This is a genomic window from Syntrophobacterales bacterium (assembly GCA_031274925.1).
Classification (GTDB): Bacteria; Desulfobacterota; Syntrophorhabdia; order Syntrophorhabdales; family Syntrophorhabdaceae; genus PNOM01.
In genome coordinates, this window is sequence record JAISPL010000057.1 from 89730 (window position 1) to 105575 (window position 15846).

Genomic DNA, 15846 nt, shown 5'->3' on the forward strand with positions numbered 1-15846 from the left:
CTATCTCAGTTTCAGTGTGCTTAACGCAATGAGTGCGAGGATTATGGATATAATCCAGAACCGAACCACGATTTTTCCTTCGTTCCAGCCCTTCAATTCGAAATGATGGTGTATTGGTGCCATCATGAAAACCCTCTTCCCTCGCCACTTGTAAGACAGGACCTGAATGATTACCGAAAAAGTCTCCATCACGAAAATTCCTCCTACGATGGCAAGGAGTACCTCCTGTTTTATGATGATTGCAATCACCGCAAGCGACGCGCCTAAGGACAGAGAACCCGTATCTCCCATGAACAGTTCTGCAGGGTACGTGTTATACCAGAGAAAGCCAATGCCCGCTCCAAGCATGGCTCCGCAGAGTATAGTCAATTCCCCAGCCCCCCTCACATAGAATACCTGCAGGTACTGGGCGAAAATTACGTTGCCCACTAGGTACGCGAAGAAAAGGAATGTGGAGCAGACGGTAAGTACCGGACCGATGGCGAGCCCGTCGAGGCCGTCCGTAAGGTTCACCGCATTAGACGATGCAACGATAATGAATACGCAAAGAGGGATATAAAACAAGCCTATATTGAGAATGACATTTTTGAAAAAAGGTATGGTGAGATGGGTATTGAAGTCTTTCATGGAATAGAGGAAGCCGCTGACCAGGAGGGCGAAGAATATCTGAAAAAGAAGCTTTGTCTTTCCCGAAATACCCTTACCTTTTATGTTTCTCAATTTCCTTGAGTCGTCCATGAAGCCTATGGCCCCGAAGGCGAGCATTGCGAAAGTCACGAGCCATATGTACTCATTCTTCAGGTCCGCCCAGACGAGAGTGGGAATGATGGTAGAAACGAGGATCACGAAGCCGCCCATGGTGGGTGTTTCCGATTTCTCGGCGTGCCTTTCCGGCACATCCTCTCTTTTCCTGTTCTTTATCTTCCATTCCGTGAATTTCCTTATGACGTAAGGAGTAAGAAAAAAACTTATTAGGAGGGCAGAGAGAATGGCAAGGACAGTCCTGAATGTGATGTACCGAAAGACGTTGAAGCCAGAAAATTTCACATGAAGTGGATAGAGGAGATGGTATAGCATTAGGCCAGCGCTCCCACGATTTCCTCCATACGCGCCGCCCGTGAGCCTTTCACGAGAACTACATCCCCTTCCTCCATAATGTCGTTCACATAATTCACAAGGCGTTCCTTATCTTCAAAGAGTATTGCCCGTTCGTTGCCCAACTCGTCGAAGGTCTCTTTTACGTACTCTCCCACCAAGGCAATGAGGCGGATCGACGTAGTTTTCAGGAATCTCCCCAACTCCCTGTGATAGAAGGCTGTTTTCTCTCCCAGTTCCCTCATGTCCCCGAGGATCGCCACCCTTTTACCTCGACAGGGCAGGTCTTCGATGGTGCGGACCGCCCACTCCACGGAAGCAGGATTGGCATTGTATGTGTCGTCGATCACCATGAATCCCCTTTCGGACTGCTTGGCAGTGAACCGCATGGAGAAGGCGCCGAAAGTCTCGACGGTCTCTTTTATCTCTTTTGCACCGAGACCAGCGCTGTATGCGAGGGCTGAGGCGGCAAGGATATTGTAAAGGTTGTGCCTACCGAGGAGACGTGTACGTGCTGTAAGGCTTTCCCCAGGGAATGTGATGGTGATCTCGGAGCCTTCCCAGCCAAGGTCTTTATCGATATTCAACCGGAAGTCCGCTTCATTCGTAATGCCGTACAGTAGAGCTTCCCGGCCTGCATCACGGTACCGGCGCATGATGTGAGGGTCATCGGCATTGACAAGCACTTTCCCCCTACTCTTCGTAAAACGGAAAAGATCAAGTTTTTCCTCAAGAACACCTTCAAGATCTGAAAGCCCTTCCAGGTGGGAGGCATTTATGTTGGTAATAAGAGAAAGGTCGGGCTGCGTTGTCGTCGCGAGGGCCTGTATCTCACCCTTATTGTTCGTTCCCAGTTCGTATATAAGGACTTCCGGTTCTCCTGCAATGGCGAGGATGTTTTTTGACACGCCTATGAGGTTGTTGAAATTCTTTTCGTTATAGGCAACAACGAAAGACCTCTTCATCATATCGACGAGTATTTCCTTGGTTGTCGTCTTCCCATTGCTCCCCGTAAGGGCGATACATCTCCCGGCCATGCGTTCTTTTTTCCACCGGGCGAGATCCAGAAGCGCTTGCGTCGTGTCATCCACGAGAATCACCGTTCCTCTCCCGCCTCTGCATATGTCCACGCGCCTCTTTTCGCAGATCGAGCCGCCCAGGGATGTCTCGTACGCATCATTAATATAGAGATGGCCGTCGAAATTGGCGCCAGGGAGAGGTACGAAGAGATCCCCCACGCCGATGGTCCTTGAATCCGTAGACACGGCAACAAACATATCCTTTTCTATTCGGAGCGGTACACCGCATACCGCCTCTACCACGTCATCTACGCGCCACATCAAGGCACTCCTTTGCAATTTCCATGTCGCTGAAGTGAAACTTCCGGTCCCCGACGATCTGGTAATCCTCATGGCCTTTGCCCGCGATCAGCACCACGTCGTTCTCCCGGGCCATTTTGATACCCTGGTAAATGGCCTCTCTTCTGTCCTCAATCACCGCAAAAGGACCCCCGTTGAATCCTGCTGTGATATCGTCAATGATTATTCCCGGCTTTTCGCCCCTCGGATTGTCCGAAGTAACGATGGAATAATCGGCCAAATGGGATGCAATGCTCCCCATTATGGGCCTCTTCGTAGTATCTCTGTCTCCGCCGCACCCGAACACGACGATGAGCCGCCCCTTTTTCAGGCGGGTAAGAAGTTCGAGCGCTTTCTTCAGGGCGTCAGGGGTATGGGCGTAGTCGATAAAGACCGGTATTTCTTTGGAGTTCATAACCCTTTCCAACCTGCCGGGCACCCCATGAAGTGATTCCACCCCCTTCTTTACTGCTTCGGCGGAAAACCCCGCTCCGTACCCGAAAAGGCACGCGGCCAGGATATTCGACGTATTGAAGCGGCCGACAAGGGAGGACGAAATGGACATCCTTTCTCCCATGACGGAGACCTCAAGAGAAAGTCCGTCAATACATTCCCGGCCCCGTAAAAGGTATGCGTTGGCTTCCTTTCTCGTCGAGTAATAGATGGTTTCGACTGACGTGTCCGGCGTGAATCCCGGGGCAGCCGGATCGTCCATGTTGAGTATCGCCCATTTCATCTCCTTGCTACTGTCCTTGAGATGATGAGAAAAGAGAAGCTCCTTGGCTTTCGCATATTTTTCAAATGTTTCATGATAATCAAGATGGTCATGGGTCAGGTTTGTGAAAATTCCCATGTTGAACTCCACACCTTCGACCCTCTTTTGGTCAAGGGCGTGGGAGGAGACTTCCATGGCCACTAATTCTGTACCGGAGGTACGCATTTCATTCAGGAGACTGTGCATTTCCACAGCGCCCGGAGTTGTATTCGGCGCAGGGAAAACCCTGCCTCCATATCGATACGAAATGGTGCCTATGATCCCTGCCTGCTTTCCAGCTCCAACTGCAATGGATTCCATGAGGTAAGTGGTAGTTGTCTTGCCGTTCGTTCCTGTAACGCCCGCGATGAAGAGGTCTCTTGAGGGCATGCCGTAGAACCGTGACGACACGGTTCCAAGAAGCCCCTCCACATTGGAGGCAATAATCAGGCAATCCACCGGGACAGAGGGGATCTCAGATTCTGACACTACGACCCGCGCACCTCTTTTCACCGCCTGAACGATGAAAGATGCGCTTTTTTTTGTGCAGAAAAACATGTAGCCTTCCGCTGCCATCCTGGAATCCTTCGTAATGCCCTTGATCTCAATATCCGTATCGCCGTGTATGCCCTCAATCGCCAGTCCGTCCAAAAGCCAGGAGAGCTTCGTCATCTGCTTACCCTCCCGTATATTATGCATTCCGTCTCCCCGCTTACCCTCTGGAAAGGCTTAGGCTCCTGGTTTGTCACGTTTCCGCCCCCATAAACTTTTATCTTCGAGGTCTTTGCCGATAATTTTTCGATGGCGTCTTTGATCGTAAGATTGGAAAGGTTGGGCATCAGCCACTCGTTACTTTCCCTGTCGCGCTGCTCTTTGGCCACGCCTGCGGTTTTGACGAACGCGAATCCGCTCTTACCATACACAACGCTTACTCCGCCCACGCAAAAAGGGAAAAGCTTTTCATAATCCGCTGGGACGTGTCTGTCATAAAGGCCGAGCAGCATCTTTTTCTCGACCCCGTAGCCTTTCCCGAGGATCACATCGTCAATTCCGTCATCTTGTACGTGAATTATTCCCTCTTTTCCGAGAAAACCGTATATCTGTTTTTTACCGATGGTTTTAGAGACGCTTCTTAGGCCTTCCTGGTCTTTATCCTTTAGTATGTCGAGGGGTTTCTTCCAACTGGAGCCATTATATCCATCTTTTTTTATGAAAATCAAACCATCCTTGTCGAGCCAACCCTCTTTTATCGCGTAGGTTACAATAGGAACAGCGATAAAGAGAGACGGCTCTATGGTTCCTTCGCTGTGAAGCGATCCTTCAAGGACCTCGGCCGATGGCTTCTGTAGTGGGTTTTTAGGCAAGATGGCGACGTTGGCCTCTTTCTGGTCCGGTACTCCTTGTGCGGGCTCCGTCACAACCGGAGCGGAAGGGACGGCGGATGCCTTCAAAGTTGACCGCTCGTAGCCGTAACGGGTCGCCGGTATGACCATGGCCATACTGTTCGGCGTTATCTTCTTGCCCGCCGCGATTCTCTTCATACTCATTCTTTCAGTAAAACCCAGACCTGCCATTACGTACATGACAAATATGGCTGTGCAGACGAAAAAGGCTCTTTTTTTGGCCTTCTTATTCATTTCTTAATACCAAAACCTCTTCCTCTCTCGGCTTCTTCAGGCCGAGCCTCTCTTTCGCCTTCAACTCAATATATCTCCCACGTGTGATGCCCGCGAGCTCGACTTTCAGCTTTTCATTCATCTCGCAGACTGTCCGTTCCTTCCCCAGTTTCTCGATCAGATCCTCTCTTTGTCTGTTGTAACTGTTTCTCGTAAAGATCGAGACGAACACAAAGGCGGTAATGCCGATAACTACTAACAAGGTGGAGTGAATGCTCCTCCGATAGCAGGTCTCTTTTTTAAACGAAACATATATCTTCTGCATAATCCACCCCTTGCTACAGTTTCTCTGCGACTCTGAGTTTTGCGCTCCTTGCTCTTGGGTTCAAAAGCACTTCCGGTCTCTCCGGCCGGATTGGCTTTTTCGTAACCAATCTCAGCAAAGGTGAACCCCTGAAAGTTTCCTTTACGATCCGGTCTTCAAGAGAATGGAAGGATATGACACCGATCCGCCCCTTCGGGGCGAGCATGGCGATGGCATCACTTAGTCCTGACCGCATATTGTTAAGCTCCTGATTCACCTCTATTCTCAGGGCCTGAAACGTCTTCGTGGCAGGGTGGATCTTTCCCTGCCTTTTTTTCGCTTTAAGTATGACGGCGCTCAGTTCTCTCGCCGTAGAAATGGGCTTCTTTTTCCTTTCCTCCACGATCATTCTTGCGATCTTAGGAGCTCTGTACTCTTCTCCAAATTCCTCAATCACGCTTTTAAGAGCTTCATATCCGTACCCATTTACCACGTCATAGGCGGTCACTGGATCCCTGTTATCCATCCTCATGTCGAGAAAAAATTCATCGTTGAAACTGAACCCGCGGTTCCCCATCATCTGGTATGTGGACAACCCCAAGTCGAAAAGGATACCTTCCATGGACTCAATGTCAAGAGAGCGCAAAATGCGCCCCAAGTCTCTGAAGTTCCCTCTCACCAATGTTACTCTTTTCTCGAATGCGCACAGCTTCTCTTCCGCGGTCCTCAGATTGTCCTCGTCCACATCAAGACCTACAAGCCTTAGATATTTTTGCCTCTCTAATATGGCATACGAGTGGCCTGCGCCACCGACCGTCGCGTCGACAAAAAGACCTGTGCCGATTCCAACCAGATTGTCCAATACCTCTTCAAGGAGAACAGGTATGTGGGTAACGCCCATCAGAGACCGAAATCAGAAATAATCTGGCCCATTTGCAGTGGATTGGACATTACTTTTTCCATCTGCTCCTCAAATTTCTCGTGGGCCCATATCTCTATTTTGCTAGTCATTCCGGCGATTGTGACATCTTTCCTGATGCCCGCGTAGCTTTTCAACGATTGTGGTATGAGGATCCTCCCGAGCTTGTCTATTGGGCACTCAAAGACTCCGGAAAAGAAGAATCTCAGGAAATTCCTATGCTCCTGGCTGGGAGATGGATTGTTCGATATCCGCTGCTGTACAGACTCCCACTCCCTGTAAGGGTAGGCGACGATACATGTCTCAAGGTTGGTGAGCACGAGCCTCATGTCGTAATTCGAGGAAAGGATTTCTCGGAATTTAGAGGGTATACTCACTCTGCTCTTGTCGTCTATGGAGTAGTCATACCTTCCCGAAAACATTTTTATCCCACCTTATAACACACTTTACCACTCTAAACATATATACCTCCACGCAATAGTTTGTCAAGGTTTTTTTGGGAAATATCTGCCATTTAAAGCGCCTGAAACAGGCCAGTATGCAGGTAAAATTACCGGCGGTGGGAAGAGGCTTCGCAGTCGTTTCCGGCAAGGATGTCTCTTTCAGAACTGTATTACGGCTTATCATCTGTGTCTACCCTCTAAATCACATTGTATGTGGCGGCGCATAGCGCGGCCCAAGCGCCCTCGCCGGCTATGCCTTAAGCGATTGTCGCCTTCACAGTGGGTGGGATCGACGGCCCGGAGAGAAGAGGGGGTGAGCGGTGAGAGAAAGGGAGGGGAGAGTCAAACAGTTTGACAAGAAGGGGGCAAATGGGCTACTCTTACATGCTTTAATTTCTATTCAAACGGACTTGCGATGAGCGCCAGGGGAACCATAAAAATTGATACCGAACGATGCAAGGGGTGTTCGTTCTGCATCGAATTCTGTCCGAAAAATACCATCACTCTTTCCAACAAGCTGAACATCAAGGGTTACTTTACTGCTCAGCTTCAAGAGAATGACCAGTGCACAGGCTGCGCCACATGCGCCCTTATGTGTCCTGAAGTGGCGATAGAGGTTTACAAGACATGAAGCGGCTCATGAGCGGAAATGCAGCCTTGGGAGAGGCGGCAGTCCTTGCAGGGTGCACATGCTATTTCGGGTACCCCATCACGCCCCAGAACGAACTTACCGAATACATGGCAAAGAGAATGGCTGAAGTGCCGGGCGGTGTCTTCATTCAGTCCGAAAGCGAGATCGCGGCAATCAACATGGTCTTAGGCGCAAGCGTCGCAGGGGCAAGGGCCATGACTTCATCAAGCAGTCCGGGTATAAGTCTGAAGCAAGAGGGTATATCGTACCTTGCGGCTGACGAGCTGCCCGCAGTCATTGCCGACATGGTGCGTGGCGGACCCGGCATGGGAAACATCTCTCCGGCCCAGTCGGATTATCTCCAGGCCACAAGGGGTGGTGGACACGGCGATTACAAGACCATCGTCCTTGCGCCCGCGTCCGTCCAGGAGTTGGCCGATCTTGTGCCTGTTGCTTTCGATCTTGCTGACGAATACCGGAATCCTGTAATCATCTTAGGTGACGGCATGCTGGGTCAGCTTATGGAACCCGTTAGTTTTGACCATATAAAACCACCCGCTGAATTTCCAAAAGACTATATTTTGAACGGAGCAAAAGGGAGACCTTCCCGCATGATCCACTCCCTTCTTTTCGATACGAAACTTGAGGAAGAACACAACTGGAAGCTTTACAGGAAATTCCAGAGGATAGAACAGAACGAGGTCCGCTTTGAAACATTCATGCTTGAAGACGCAGAAATGGTTGTCATCGCATACGGTACCTCCGCAAGAATTGCGAAAGGAGCCATCAAAAGGCTCCGGCAGGAGAACCTGAAAGTAGGTCTTATACGGCCAATCACCGTCTGGCCGTTTCCGACAGAGATCATCCAGGAAACCGCGAACCGTGTGGAGAATTTCTTTGTCTTTGAGATGAGCACCGGTCAGTTGATAGAAGACGTGAAACTCGCCCTCGGCGGAAAGAGACACATCCACTTCTACGGGCGGCCGGGTGGAGTGATCCCCACCCCGATTGAGCTTTACCGGGTAACATCCCGCCATTACTATCAGGCAGTGCGGGAGAAGAGCCAATGAAACAGATATACGGGCGTCCCAAGATTTTAAAAGAGGCGCATTTCCATTATTGCCCTGGATGTGGGCACAGCATCGTAAATCGGCTCATCGCGGAAGTGGTGGAAGAGATGAAGCTCCGGGACAAGATCATCTGTGTGGCCCCCGCAGGTTGCGGGATGCTTCTCTATAACTATTTCGATATAGACACCCTTGAGTCAGCCCATGGCAGGGGTGCTGCCGTATCTACGGGTATCAAGCGCGTGCTCACCGACAGTCTCGTCTTTTCGTACCAGGGTGACGGTGACCTCGCCGCCATAGGCACCGCCGAAGGTTTCCATGCGGCTAACCGAGGAGAGTTGATCACCGTAATCTTCGTGAATAACGGGGTCTATGGGATGACGGGTGGGCAGATGGCGCCCACCACGATTCTGCGGCAGGTGACCACCACTTGTCCGGCGGGCAGGAATCCTGATTCCGCAGGACATCCCGTAAAGATATGCGAAGTTTTCTCCATGCTTGACGGCACGTCATACCTCGAAAGAGTTGCCGTTAATAAACCGGCTGCGGTCATACAGGCAAAAAAAGCGATCGCAAAGGCTTTTCAGCATCAGATAAACAAGACAGGCTTCTCTCTTGTGGAGATCCTCTCCCCGTGCCCCACAAACTGGAAAATGGATCCGATCCGATCGTGCAAGTGGATTGATGAGGTAATGGTAAAAGAGTTTCCTCTGGGGGTAATAAAAGAAGTCACATGCTGATAAAAACTATATTTTCAGGTTTCGGCGGTCAGGGTGTCCTTTCCATGGGGTATACAGTGGCGAATACCGCCATGCTTGAAGGGAAATATGTAACTTACTTCCCCTCTTACGGCGTGGAAGTACGCGGCGGGACTGCAAACTGCACAGTGGTTGTCTCCGATGAGGAGATCGCTTCCCCCGTGGCCTCGGAACCTGACTTCATCGTTGCCATGAACCAGCCGTCTTTCGCCAGATTTCAGAGTATTCTCCAGTCGGGCGGTCTCATATGTGTCAATTCATCAATTGTAGATACCTCGTCCGCGCGGCACGACATTGAAGTCTTTTCTGTTCCCACAACGGAGCTTGCGGAGCAGATCGGGTCAGTAAAAGTGGCCAACATGATACTCCTCGGGGCATTCATCCGGGCGAGCAGTATCATCTCCTTCGATTTTATGATAGAGAACCTTGTCCAGATTTTAGGGGAAGGGAAAGCCAACCTCGTTAAGCTCAACAAACAGGCCCTTGAACTGGGCTTCAATTTTGCAAAGGAGTAGACCGGTTATGTCTATTACACAGATCTCCATTGTTCTGGATAACATCCCAGGGGCAATGTCTCACGTGAGTGAATTGCTGGGCAGGGAAGGGGTAAACATAAGAGCTATCTCCGTAGCAGATACGTCAGATATAAGCGCTGTCCGCTTCGTGGTCGATGATCACGTGAAAGCCCTGCACATTCTTAAAGCCAACGGCATCTCCACCAAGGAGACGGATGTCCTGGCTGTTGAGACACCGGACCATCCCGGAGGACTGAACGCAGTGCTGAAACCTCTCAAAGAGGCGGATATCAATGTCCACTACCTCTATCCCCACCTGGGCAGAATAGGAGGGCACGCCATTGTAATCCTGGGCATCGATAAAATCGAGAGGGCGCAGGAATTACTCAGAACCAACTGGATTAGAACTCTCGGCACGGAAGTCTACAACATCTAAAGGCACCTTCTTTGGCTAAACCTGCATCCTTCTGCCCTTAACGCCAATAGTATGTTGGGATTCAACGAATAATTTGGGTAATAATGGCTGATGTTCAATTTCGCCTGATCTTCTCGTGACTGCGGGAGAAGTGACGGTAACCGCTGGAATGATATACTCTTCTCTTTAAAGATGCCAGTTCATTTGATGTTCGTGGGTGGCCTTTATCAGTGACGGGATTATTCTGTGAACCGGCAAATTTTGTGCTGACCGGTGATTTGGCAGCCGGTCTGCCGGACACGAACGGTCATTCCTCCAACAACCTTTCCATTTCCGCGCAGGTGATCTCCCGAGGGCGGGCTGTTGATTTCGGTCTCATTATGTAATGGAGTAATATCTTATACGTGTTGTAATCGAAAGTATTGTCGGACCGGAATGTCTGTCTTCTGCCATGTTCGTCGAACCGGAACGAGGCAAGGAGGCACCATTGGTCGGCCAGAAAAGCCTCCCCTAATCCGTCTCCCCTTTTTTCTTCAATAAGTATCGGTCCTGTAAAAGGCCATGTTCTTATGCTCCGTCCCGTTATGGCGAGGGCGAACCTCAGATTGTATCGCGAAGGAGACTCCGTGACCGTGTACGGGTCCGAACAAATACCGGAATGACAACAGATGCAGTTCCTCTTCTCGTTCTCCAGCCCCAGTTTTCTCGGGCAGAGTCGGTGCTCTTTTGCCGCCTGCCAGAGGAATTTTTTGGCCTGTTTCACCGACCTGAAAATATTGATCCCATCCTTGAGTTCCTCGACACAGATAATGCCCTGATTCTCGATCAGGACCGTACTGTACCCCCATTCGTCAACTGTTTTTTTCACCACCGCAAGGCTCTCGCTGGTCCTGCGGTTGCAAAGAGGCAGCAGTTCTTTTATCAACCTCAGCTCAAGCAGGAGTGCTCCGAGCTCACCCGCCGTCTCGACTGTCCTTATTTCGGCGGTCTGCCTGAAAATAGCGGCCTCTTTTACGAAACTGCTCTCGTTCGAGAAGTGTGAGTAAACTTTGCTTTTGATATTCTTCCCTTTTCCCACGTAAAGCGGCTTACCGGTCTGGTCATAGAACACATAGACACCGGGGTATTCAGGAAGATTCCTGACGACCGATTCTTCAATAAGGGGCGGCAGCGCGGGGGTCTTTGATATCTTCCTGAAAGCCTCTGTCAGGTATGTTTCCCGAAAACTTGCCGAAAGGATCTTCATAAAATCCCAGATAACCGTTGCGTCACCTAATGCGCGGTGGCGGTCCGTGCACGTCAGACCGAAGCGCTTGATGATGCTGTCGAGACTGTGCTTCCTGTGTTCTGGGAACAGGCGGCGGGAGAGGCGCATGGTGCACAGGCATCTGGCGCTGAAACTGAGTCCTTCGCGGCGGAACTCTTCCCTTACAAACCCGTAGTCAAATTGGGCGTTGTGGGCGACAAAGACTGCCCCGCCCAAGAGCCGGAAGACGTCATTCCGTATCGACGTGAAGGTTGGAGCCTCCCGCAATCCCCTGTTTGTAATACCTGTCAGGCCTTCAACGTAAGGAGAGATAGGGAACTCGGGATCGACGAGGGTAGAGTAAGTTTCGGTAATCTCCCCGTTTTGGACTCTCAAGATTGCAATTTCGATAATACGGTCGAAGGAGGTCATGAGGCCCGTCGTCTCCAAGTCAACAATAGCTAAATCAGAGTTACACATATCGACAAAACCAGCGGTTATTTAATCAGGTTTGGAAAGATAAGTAAAGGAAGGAAAAATTAGTTGCAAAACCCCTTCTGCCCGAAGATCAATCTGCTCCCGTCATGCTCTGAACATGATATGGGAACGACATTACAGGGGTAAAGACCTGAGATAATACCTGATGACCGCGGGGGCTTACTGGCCAAGCAATGCGACAGCCTCCGTTCTGCTGCAATGGGCGTACTCAATCCGCACGTCAAAATCCTCATTTTTTGTCATGTTATGTAAAGTCTCGTTTCCCAATGAGTCCAAAGCGCCGCTTACCACATCGGAAATATCTATTGCGCAACGCTGACAAACCTCAAAAACAGTAAATCCCTGCTCGGTCTCCACCCCGGCCATAGCGTTTGTCATATTGAGATACCGTACTAAACCTTTCATGGAACCTCGTCAGGAGATTGCTGCCTTGCGGTCGGGCTGCGAGCCGCTGTTTTTGTGATCTGTCAAAGTTATTGTGTTATGTGACTCGCTGTTTCTCGCCATCTTCTTATCTATTTTCAAAGCCGGCCCTCCGCCGGCCATATTCGGTGATAAACGAACTGTCACGATCATCTATCGCCCCTTTAAAAGGATCTACAGGAGATAGTCTTTATCCATCTTTTGACGATTTTTCCAGATAATCCGCTTTTACGATACGAATGGCCGCAATCCTTTTTGAAGTAATATAGTCCGTTAGACTTGCCATCAGAATAAGGAGCGCTATCACGGCAATGAGCAATCTCTTCACTCTTTTTACCTGCTAAGTAGTTAATGAAAACTTCGCTTGCCGAGTCTATTATCCATAAATCCTCATTTGATTGCAAGTTGAAAGCCTTGCAAACCTGAGTCTTTCCCGTTAGAATAGATCATGGACGATCTACTGGAGTTTGCCGTCAACTGCGCTTATGAATCAGGGCGCATCCAACGCAAGTACTACGGGAAGAGGTTCGAGATACACCATAAAGGGGAGATTAATCTCGTCACCGATGTGGACTTTGAGTGCCAGAACCGGATCATTGAGCTAATCAAAGCCAGTTTCCCTGACGACGAAGTCATTGCCGAGGAAAAGACAAACTATTACGGTGGGACGAAGAACCGCTGGATTGTCGACCCTCTCGACGGTACCACCAACTACGCTCACGGCTATCCCTTCTTCTGTACCTCCATCGCTTACGAAGAGGAGGGCATGATCACCTTAGGCGTGGTTTATAACCCCATCTTCAAGGAGCTTTTTTTCACGAGAAAAGGCGGGGGTGCATACCTGAACGGAAACAAGATAAGGGTTTCCGGGACCTATGACCTGAAGAAATCATTGGTCAGTACGGGATTCCCTTACGACCTTGCCACCAATCCGAACAACAATGTTGACCACTTCACACGGTTCCTCTTTGAGGCTCAGGCGATTCGAAGGGACGGCTCAGCGGCCCTCAACCTGAGCTACCTCGCGTGCGGAAGATTCGACGGCTTCTGGGAACTGAACCTCAATCCATGGGACGTGGCCGCAGGCGCCCTCATGGTCCTTGAAGCCGACGGAATGATCACCACCTTCAGCGGAGGGGAATATAACATCTATTCTGGTGAGATTCTTGCCTCCAATGGGCTTATCCACCAGAAAATGAGCCATGTTCTGGGAAGAAATTTATAGAAGAAGTTTATAAGGGAATATGCGATTGATGAGATCAGGAATATCGTACAGTTCGGGGCCTGGTGTCCATATTTCCCTCGTTTTTTAGCGGTCCCGGAGGATTATGGTGATGCGCGAGGTTTTGGCGAAACATCCGAACGCTACCTTGGGAATTGGAGTTAGAACTCAAAGAGACGAAGAGTCCCCCAAGTCAGGAACAGACGCCAGAGGGGGGCACATACTTTCAGGCGGCAACGACGAGTTGAGGAAAAGACGAGCGGGTCAGAAGGAAGATTTCATACCGTCATATGCCGCCACTACCTCCACTCCCGTCTCCTTTTTTAACTGCTCAGCAAGGAGCCACGGCTTTTCTTTTATCATGCTGAAGCCGAAGTGGGTCATAATGGCCATTTTAGGTTTGGCTTTCGATATGATGGAGGCGAAGTCATAGAAGGAGAGGTGATCAAGAGGGAGATTCTTATCTATGGGTTCGACCCGAAGTACATTCACTATCAGGTAATCGGTATGGTAAATATCGGGTAGCTCATCAAAAAACTTTGTGTCCGAAATGAGTCCTATGGTCACGCCGAGATTGAATATTAGCCCATATGTTTCTACCCCGTGGATATGTCTTACCGGGGTTTCGAAGGTCACGTCCTTTACGGTGTAGCTCTTCTTTTCCTTCATGACCTCAATTCTGTCGATATACTGCGTAGCATACTTCAGCACAACAGGGTCACCGGATACGGCATCATTCGGACAAAAAAGAACGCCCTTCTTCGTGAAGCCTCCGTTGGTCATGGCCTCAATCATAATGTTCACATCATTTGCGTGATCAAGGTGCTTGTGGGTCAATATTATGCCGTCCAGGCGGCTCGGATCGAAATGATCCTTTGATCCGCGAATTCTCACCACCGCTCCGGGTCCGGGATCAATGTACAGGTTAGTATCTTTGTAGTTAAGCCACAGACCGCCTGTTGCCCTTATCTGATTCGCGGCAACAAACCGAGCCCCACCCGTCCCGAAGAACTTTATAAACCCTTCCATTCAAAACCTCCTTCATGGTATTCCTATTGTAGGTGTTCATGGGACCAAATGTCAATTCAGATGCGCCGGAGTTCTCAATCCGTGAATCCTCTCTGGGAAACATGGCGTTTGTGGCTCGGGCGGGGCGGCTTATAGAGTTCGACATCTCACGCAAGACGGAATATGAGATCAGAAAGCAGCTTGTGGCGCGGTACCCGGATGCAACAATGTCCGACAAGAATTTCAGAATGATATACCTCCTTCTCGACCGCTATTTGAGGGGCCAAAAAGTCGAGTTTCACATTGATGTGGACCTCTCCGGACAAAGAGAATTCACGAGAAACATACTTACAGAACTACGGAAAGTCCCTTATGGCCAAGTTATCAGTTACGGCGGGCTTGCCAGAAACGCCGGGTACAGAAACTCGGCCCGCGCGGCAGGACAGGCTTGCGGGAAAAACCCAATTCCCATAATCATTCCCTGTCACAGGGTAATCAACAAAGACGGCTCCATCGGAGGCTTTGGGATGGGATCGAATTTCAAGAAAAGGCTCCTGGCAATTGAGGGAATTGTCTTTAATAAGGCAGCCGTCAGGTCTTTCACTGGCAGTAGATGATCAATCACTAACGACAACTACTGGAATATAGCCTTTATGGTGCCATATTCATACTGCCCGTGCGGTATGCTTCCAGATCCAGCGCTGTGTATATAAAGCCGTACTTTTTCAACTGCCGGGAGATTTTTTCCCTCTCGGCGATCACTGCATGGAAGTCGTTCCTCGTCACCTCTATCCGTGCCATATCGCCATGATATCTGACCCTCACCTGGGTAAGCCCCAGGCTCTTCAGGAATTCCTCGGAAAGTTCAATCTTCTTTAGAAGGGGCGCAGTTATGGCGGTGCCATATGGAATCCTTGACGCAAGGCAGGCGAGGGAAGGTTTGTCATGGGTCGGAAGCCCGTGGGTCTTTGAAAGCTCCCTGACCTCCGCCTTGGTAAGTTTCGCCATGAGAATAGGACTCACGATATTTCTCTCGGCGCATGCCCTTCTTCCTGGCCTGAAATCATCCATGTCATCAAGGTTTGAACCTTCAAGTATGTGTTTCAGGCCTCGCTCCTTAGCCGTCTTTCCGGCCATCTCAAAGAGGTTGAGTTTGCAGTAGTAACAACGCTCCCGAGGATTGCGGATATAATCCTTGTCATTCATCTCTGAGGTCTCGACGCATACATATTCCGCCCCCATGTGATCGGCGTACTTCTTCGCCTCCCGGACTTCCTGAGCAGGGTATGAAGGAGATATTCCGATGAAAGCCAGGACGTTCTCTCTTCCAAGAACATCGACACAGCACTTCAGAAGAAAGGTGCTGTCTACACCACCGGAATATGCCACCAGAACCTTCTCGAGACCTTTTATGATCTCTTTTATGCGCTCAAATTTCAAGATTGTACTACTACTCATCACCAATACTATATCAATTATTAATACCCATGCGCAAGAGATAGGCATGTGAACATATAGGCAGTGCGCCTATCTCTTATGTTGCACGCTGCCTATATCCTTCTCTCACCTGAGAC

General features: G+C 49.9%; 19 protein-coding genes. 7 read left to right on the forward strand and 12 right to left on the reverse strand.

Annotated elements, in window-relative coordinates:
- Genes mraY through mraZ form a run of 7 tightly spaced genes read right to left on the reverse strand, consistent with a single transcriptional unit; the run spans position 1 to position 6468 of the window.
- Positions 1-1077 (reverse strand): phospho-N-acetylmuramoyl-pentapeptide-transferase, encoded by a 1077-nt coding sequence (gene mraY / locus LBQ00_09705; protein ID MDR2019112.1) that lies wholly within the window; start codon positions 1075-1077, stop codon positions 1-3.
- On the reverse strand, positions 1077-2435 hold the full coding sequence (locus tag LBQ00_09710; GenBank protein MDR2019113.1) for a UDP-N-acetylmuramoyl-tripeptide--D-alanyl-D-alanine ligase: 1359 nt from the start codon (positions 2433-2435) through the stop codon (positions 1077-1079). The genes mraY and LBQ00_09710 overlap by 1 nt, the downstream gene beginning before the upstream one ends.
- Positions 2419-3906, reverse strand: a complete 1488-nt coding sequence (locus tag LBQ00_09715; protein ID MDR2019114.1) for a UDP-N-acetylmuramoyl-L-alanyl-D-glutamate--2,6-diaminopimelate ligase — start codon at positions 3904-3906, stop codon at positions 2419-2421. The genes LBQ00_09710 and LBQ00_09715 overlap by 17 nt, the downstream gene beginning before the upstream one ends.
- Positions 3876-4844: a hypothetical protein gene (locus LBQ00_09720; GenBank protein MDR2019115.1), complete on the reverse strand. Its 969-nt coding sequence runs from the start codon at positions 4842-4844 to the stop codon at positions 3876-3878. The genes LBQ00_09715 and LBQ00_09720 overlap by 31 nt, the downstream gene beginning before the upstream one ends.
- Complete coding sequence (locus tag LBQ00_09725) at positions 4837-5148, reverse strand: hypothetical protein (protein MDR2019116.1); 312 nt, start codon at positions 5146-5148, stop codon at positions 4837-4839. Before LBQ00_09725 ends, LBQ00_09720 begins: the two co-directional genes overlap by 8 nt.
- A 13-nt stretch (positions 5149-5161) precedes the next feature.
- The gene (gene rsmH / locus LBQ00_09730; protein ID MDR2019117.1) at positions 5162-6028 is read right to left on the reverse strand and encodes a 16S rRNA (cytosine(1402)-N(4))-methyltransferase RsmH; all 867 of its coding nucleotides are present in this window, start codon (positions 6026-6028) and stop codon (positions 5162-5164) included.
- A complete protein-coding gene (gene mraZ / locus LBQ00_09735) occupies positions 6028-6468 on the reverse strand; it encodes a division/cell wall cluster transcriptional repressor MraZ (protein ID MDR2019118.1) in 441 nt (146 codons plus the stop codon). The genes rsmH and mraZ overlap by 1 nt, the downstream gene beginning before the upstream one ends.
- 436 nt (positions 6469-6904) lie before the next feature.
- Here mraZ and LBQ00_09740 point away from each other — a divergent pair, with 436 nt between their 5' ends.
- From LBQ00_09740 to LBQ00_09760, 5 genes are read left to right on the forward strand one after another with little or no spacing between them, the layout of a single operon-like run.
- The gene (locus LBQ00_09740; GenBank protein MDR2019119.1) at positions 6905-7120 is read left to right on the forward strand and encodes a ferredoxin family protein; all 216 of its coding nucleotides are present in this window, start codon (positions 6905-6907) and stop codon (positions 7118-7120) included.
- Positions 7121-7128: 8 nt separating this feature from the next.
- Positions 7129-8190 carry a 3-methyl-2-oxobutanoate dehydrogenase subunit VorB gene (gene vorB, locus LBQ00_09745; protein MDR2019120.1) on the forward strand — a complete coding sequence of 354 codons (1062 nt, stop codon included), beginning with the start codon at positions 7129-7131 and terminating at the stop codon, positions 8188-8190.
- The gene (locus LBQ00_09750) at positions 8187-8927 is read left to right on the forward strand and encodes a 2-oxoglutarate oxidoreductase (protein MDR2019121.1); all 741 of its coding nucleotides are present in this window, start codon (positions 8187-8189) and stop codon (positions 8925-8927) included. Before vorB ends, LBQ00_09750 begins: the two co-directional genes overlap by 4 nt.
- Positions 8921-9460: a 2-oxoacid:acceptor oxidoreductase family protein gene (locus tag LBQ00_09755; protein ID MDR2019122.1), complete on the forward strand. Its 540-nt coding sequence runs from the start codon at positions 8921-8923 to the stop codon at positions 9458-9460. The genes LBQ00_09750 and LBQ00_09755 overlap by 7 nt, the downstream gene beginning before the upstream one ends.
- Positions 9461-9467: 7 nt before the next feature.
- Entirely contained in the window at positions 9468-9896 is a 429-nt protein-coding gene (locus LBQ00_09760) for an ACT domain-containing protein (protein MDR2019123.1), read from the forward strand.
- Positions 9897-10182: 286 nt separating this feature from the next.
- Here the strand turns inward: LBQ00_09760 and LBQ00_09765 are convergent, their stop codons facing one another.
- The 3 genes from LBQ00_09765 to LBQ00_09775 form a co-directional block, all read right to left on the reverse strand.
- A complete protein-coding gene (locus LBQ00_09765) occupies positions 10183-11601 on the reverse strand; it encodes a hypothetical protein (GenBank protein MDR2019124.1) in 1419 nt (472 codons plus the stop codon).
- A gap of 177 nt (positions 11602-11778) precedes the next feature.
- Entirely contained in the window at positions 11779-12024 is a 246-nt protein-coding gene (locus LBQ00_09770; GenBank protein ID MDR2019125.1) for a hypothetical protein, read from the reverse strand.
- Positions 12025-12232: 208 nt separating this feature from the next.
- Complete coding sequence (locus LBQ00_09775) at positions 12233-12370, reverse strand: hypothetical protein (GenBank protein ID MDR2019126.1); 138 nt, start codon at positions 12368-12370, stop codon at positions 12233-12235.
- 120 nt (positions 12371-12490) lie between these two features.
- Here LBQ00_09775 and LBQ00_09780 point away from each other — a divergent pair, with 120 nt between their 5' ends.
- Positions 12491-13267: an inositol monophosphatase gene (locus tag LBQ00_09780; protein ID MDR2019127.1), complete on the forward strand. Its 777-nt coding sequence runs from the start codon at positions 12491-12493 to the stop codon at positions 13265-13267.
- A gap of 261 nt (positions 13268-13528) precedes the next feature.
- Here the strand turns inward: LBQ00_09780 and LBQ00_09785 are convergent, their stop codons facing one another.
- On the reverse strand, positions 13529-14293 hold the full coding sequence (locus tag LBQ00_09785; protein MDR2019128.1) for an MBL fold metallo-hydrolase: 765 nt from the start codon (positions 14291-14293) through the stop codon (positions 13529-13531).
- 38 nt (positions 14294-14331) lie between these two features.
- Between LBQ00_09785 and LBQ00_09790 the strand changes: the two genes are divergently transcribed.
- Positions 14332-14889 (forward strand): methylated-DNA--[protein]-cysteine S-methyltransferase, encoded by a 558-nt coding sequence (locus LBQ00_09790; GenBank protein MDR2019129.1) that lies wholly within the window; start codon positions 14332-14334, stop codon positions 14887-14889.
- Positions 14890-14923: 34 nt separating this feature from the next.
- Here the strand turns inward: LBQ00_09790 and larE are convergent, their stop codons facing one another.
- Positions 14924-15712: an ATP-dependent sacrificial sulfur transferase LarE gene (gene larE, locus LBQ00_09795; GenBank protein MDR2019130.1), complete on the reverse strand. Its 789-nt coding sequence runs from the start codon at positions 15710-15712 to the stop codon at positions 14924-14926.
- Positions 15713-15846 lie beyond the last annotated feature (134 nt).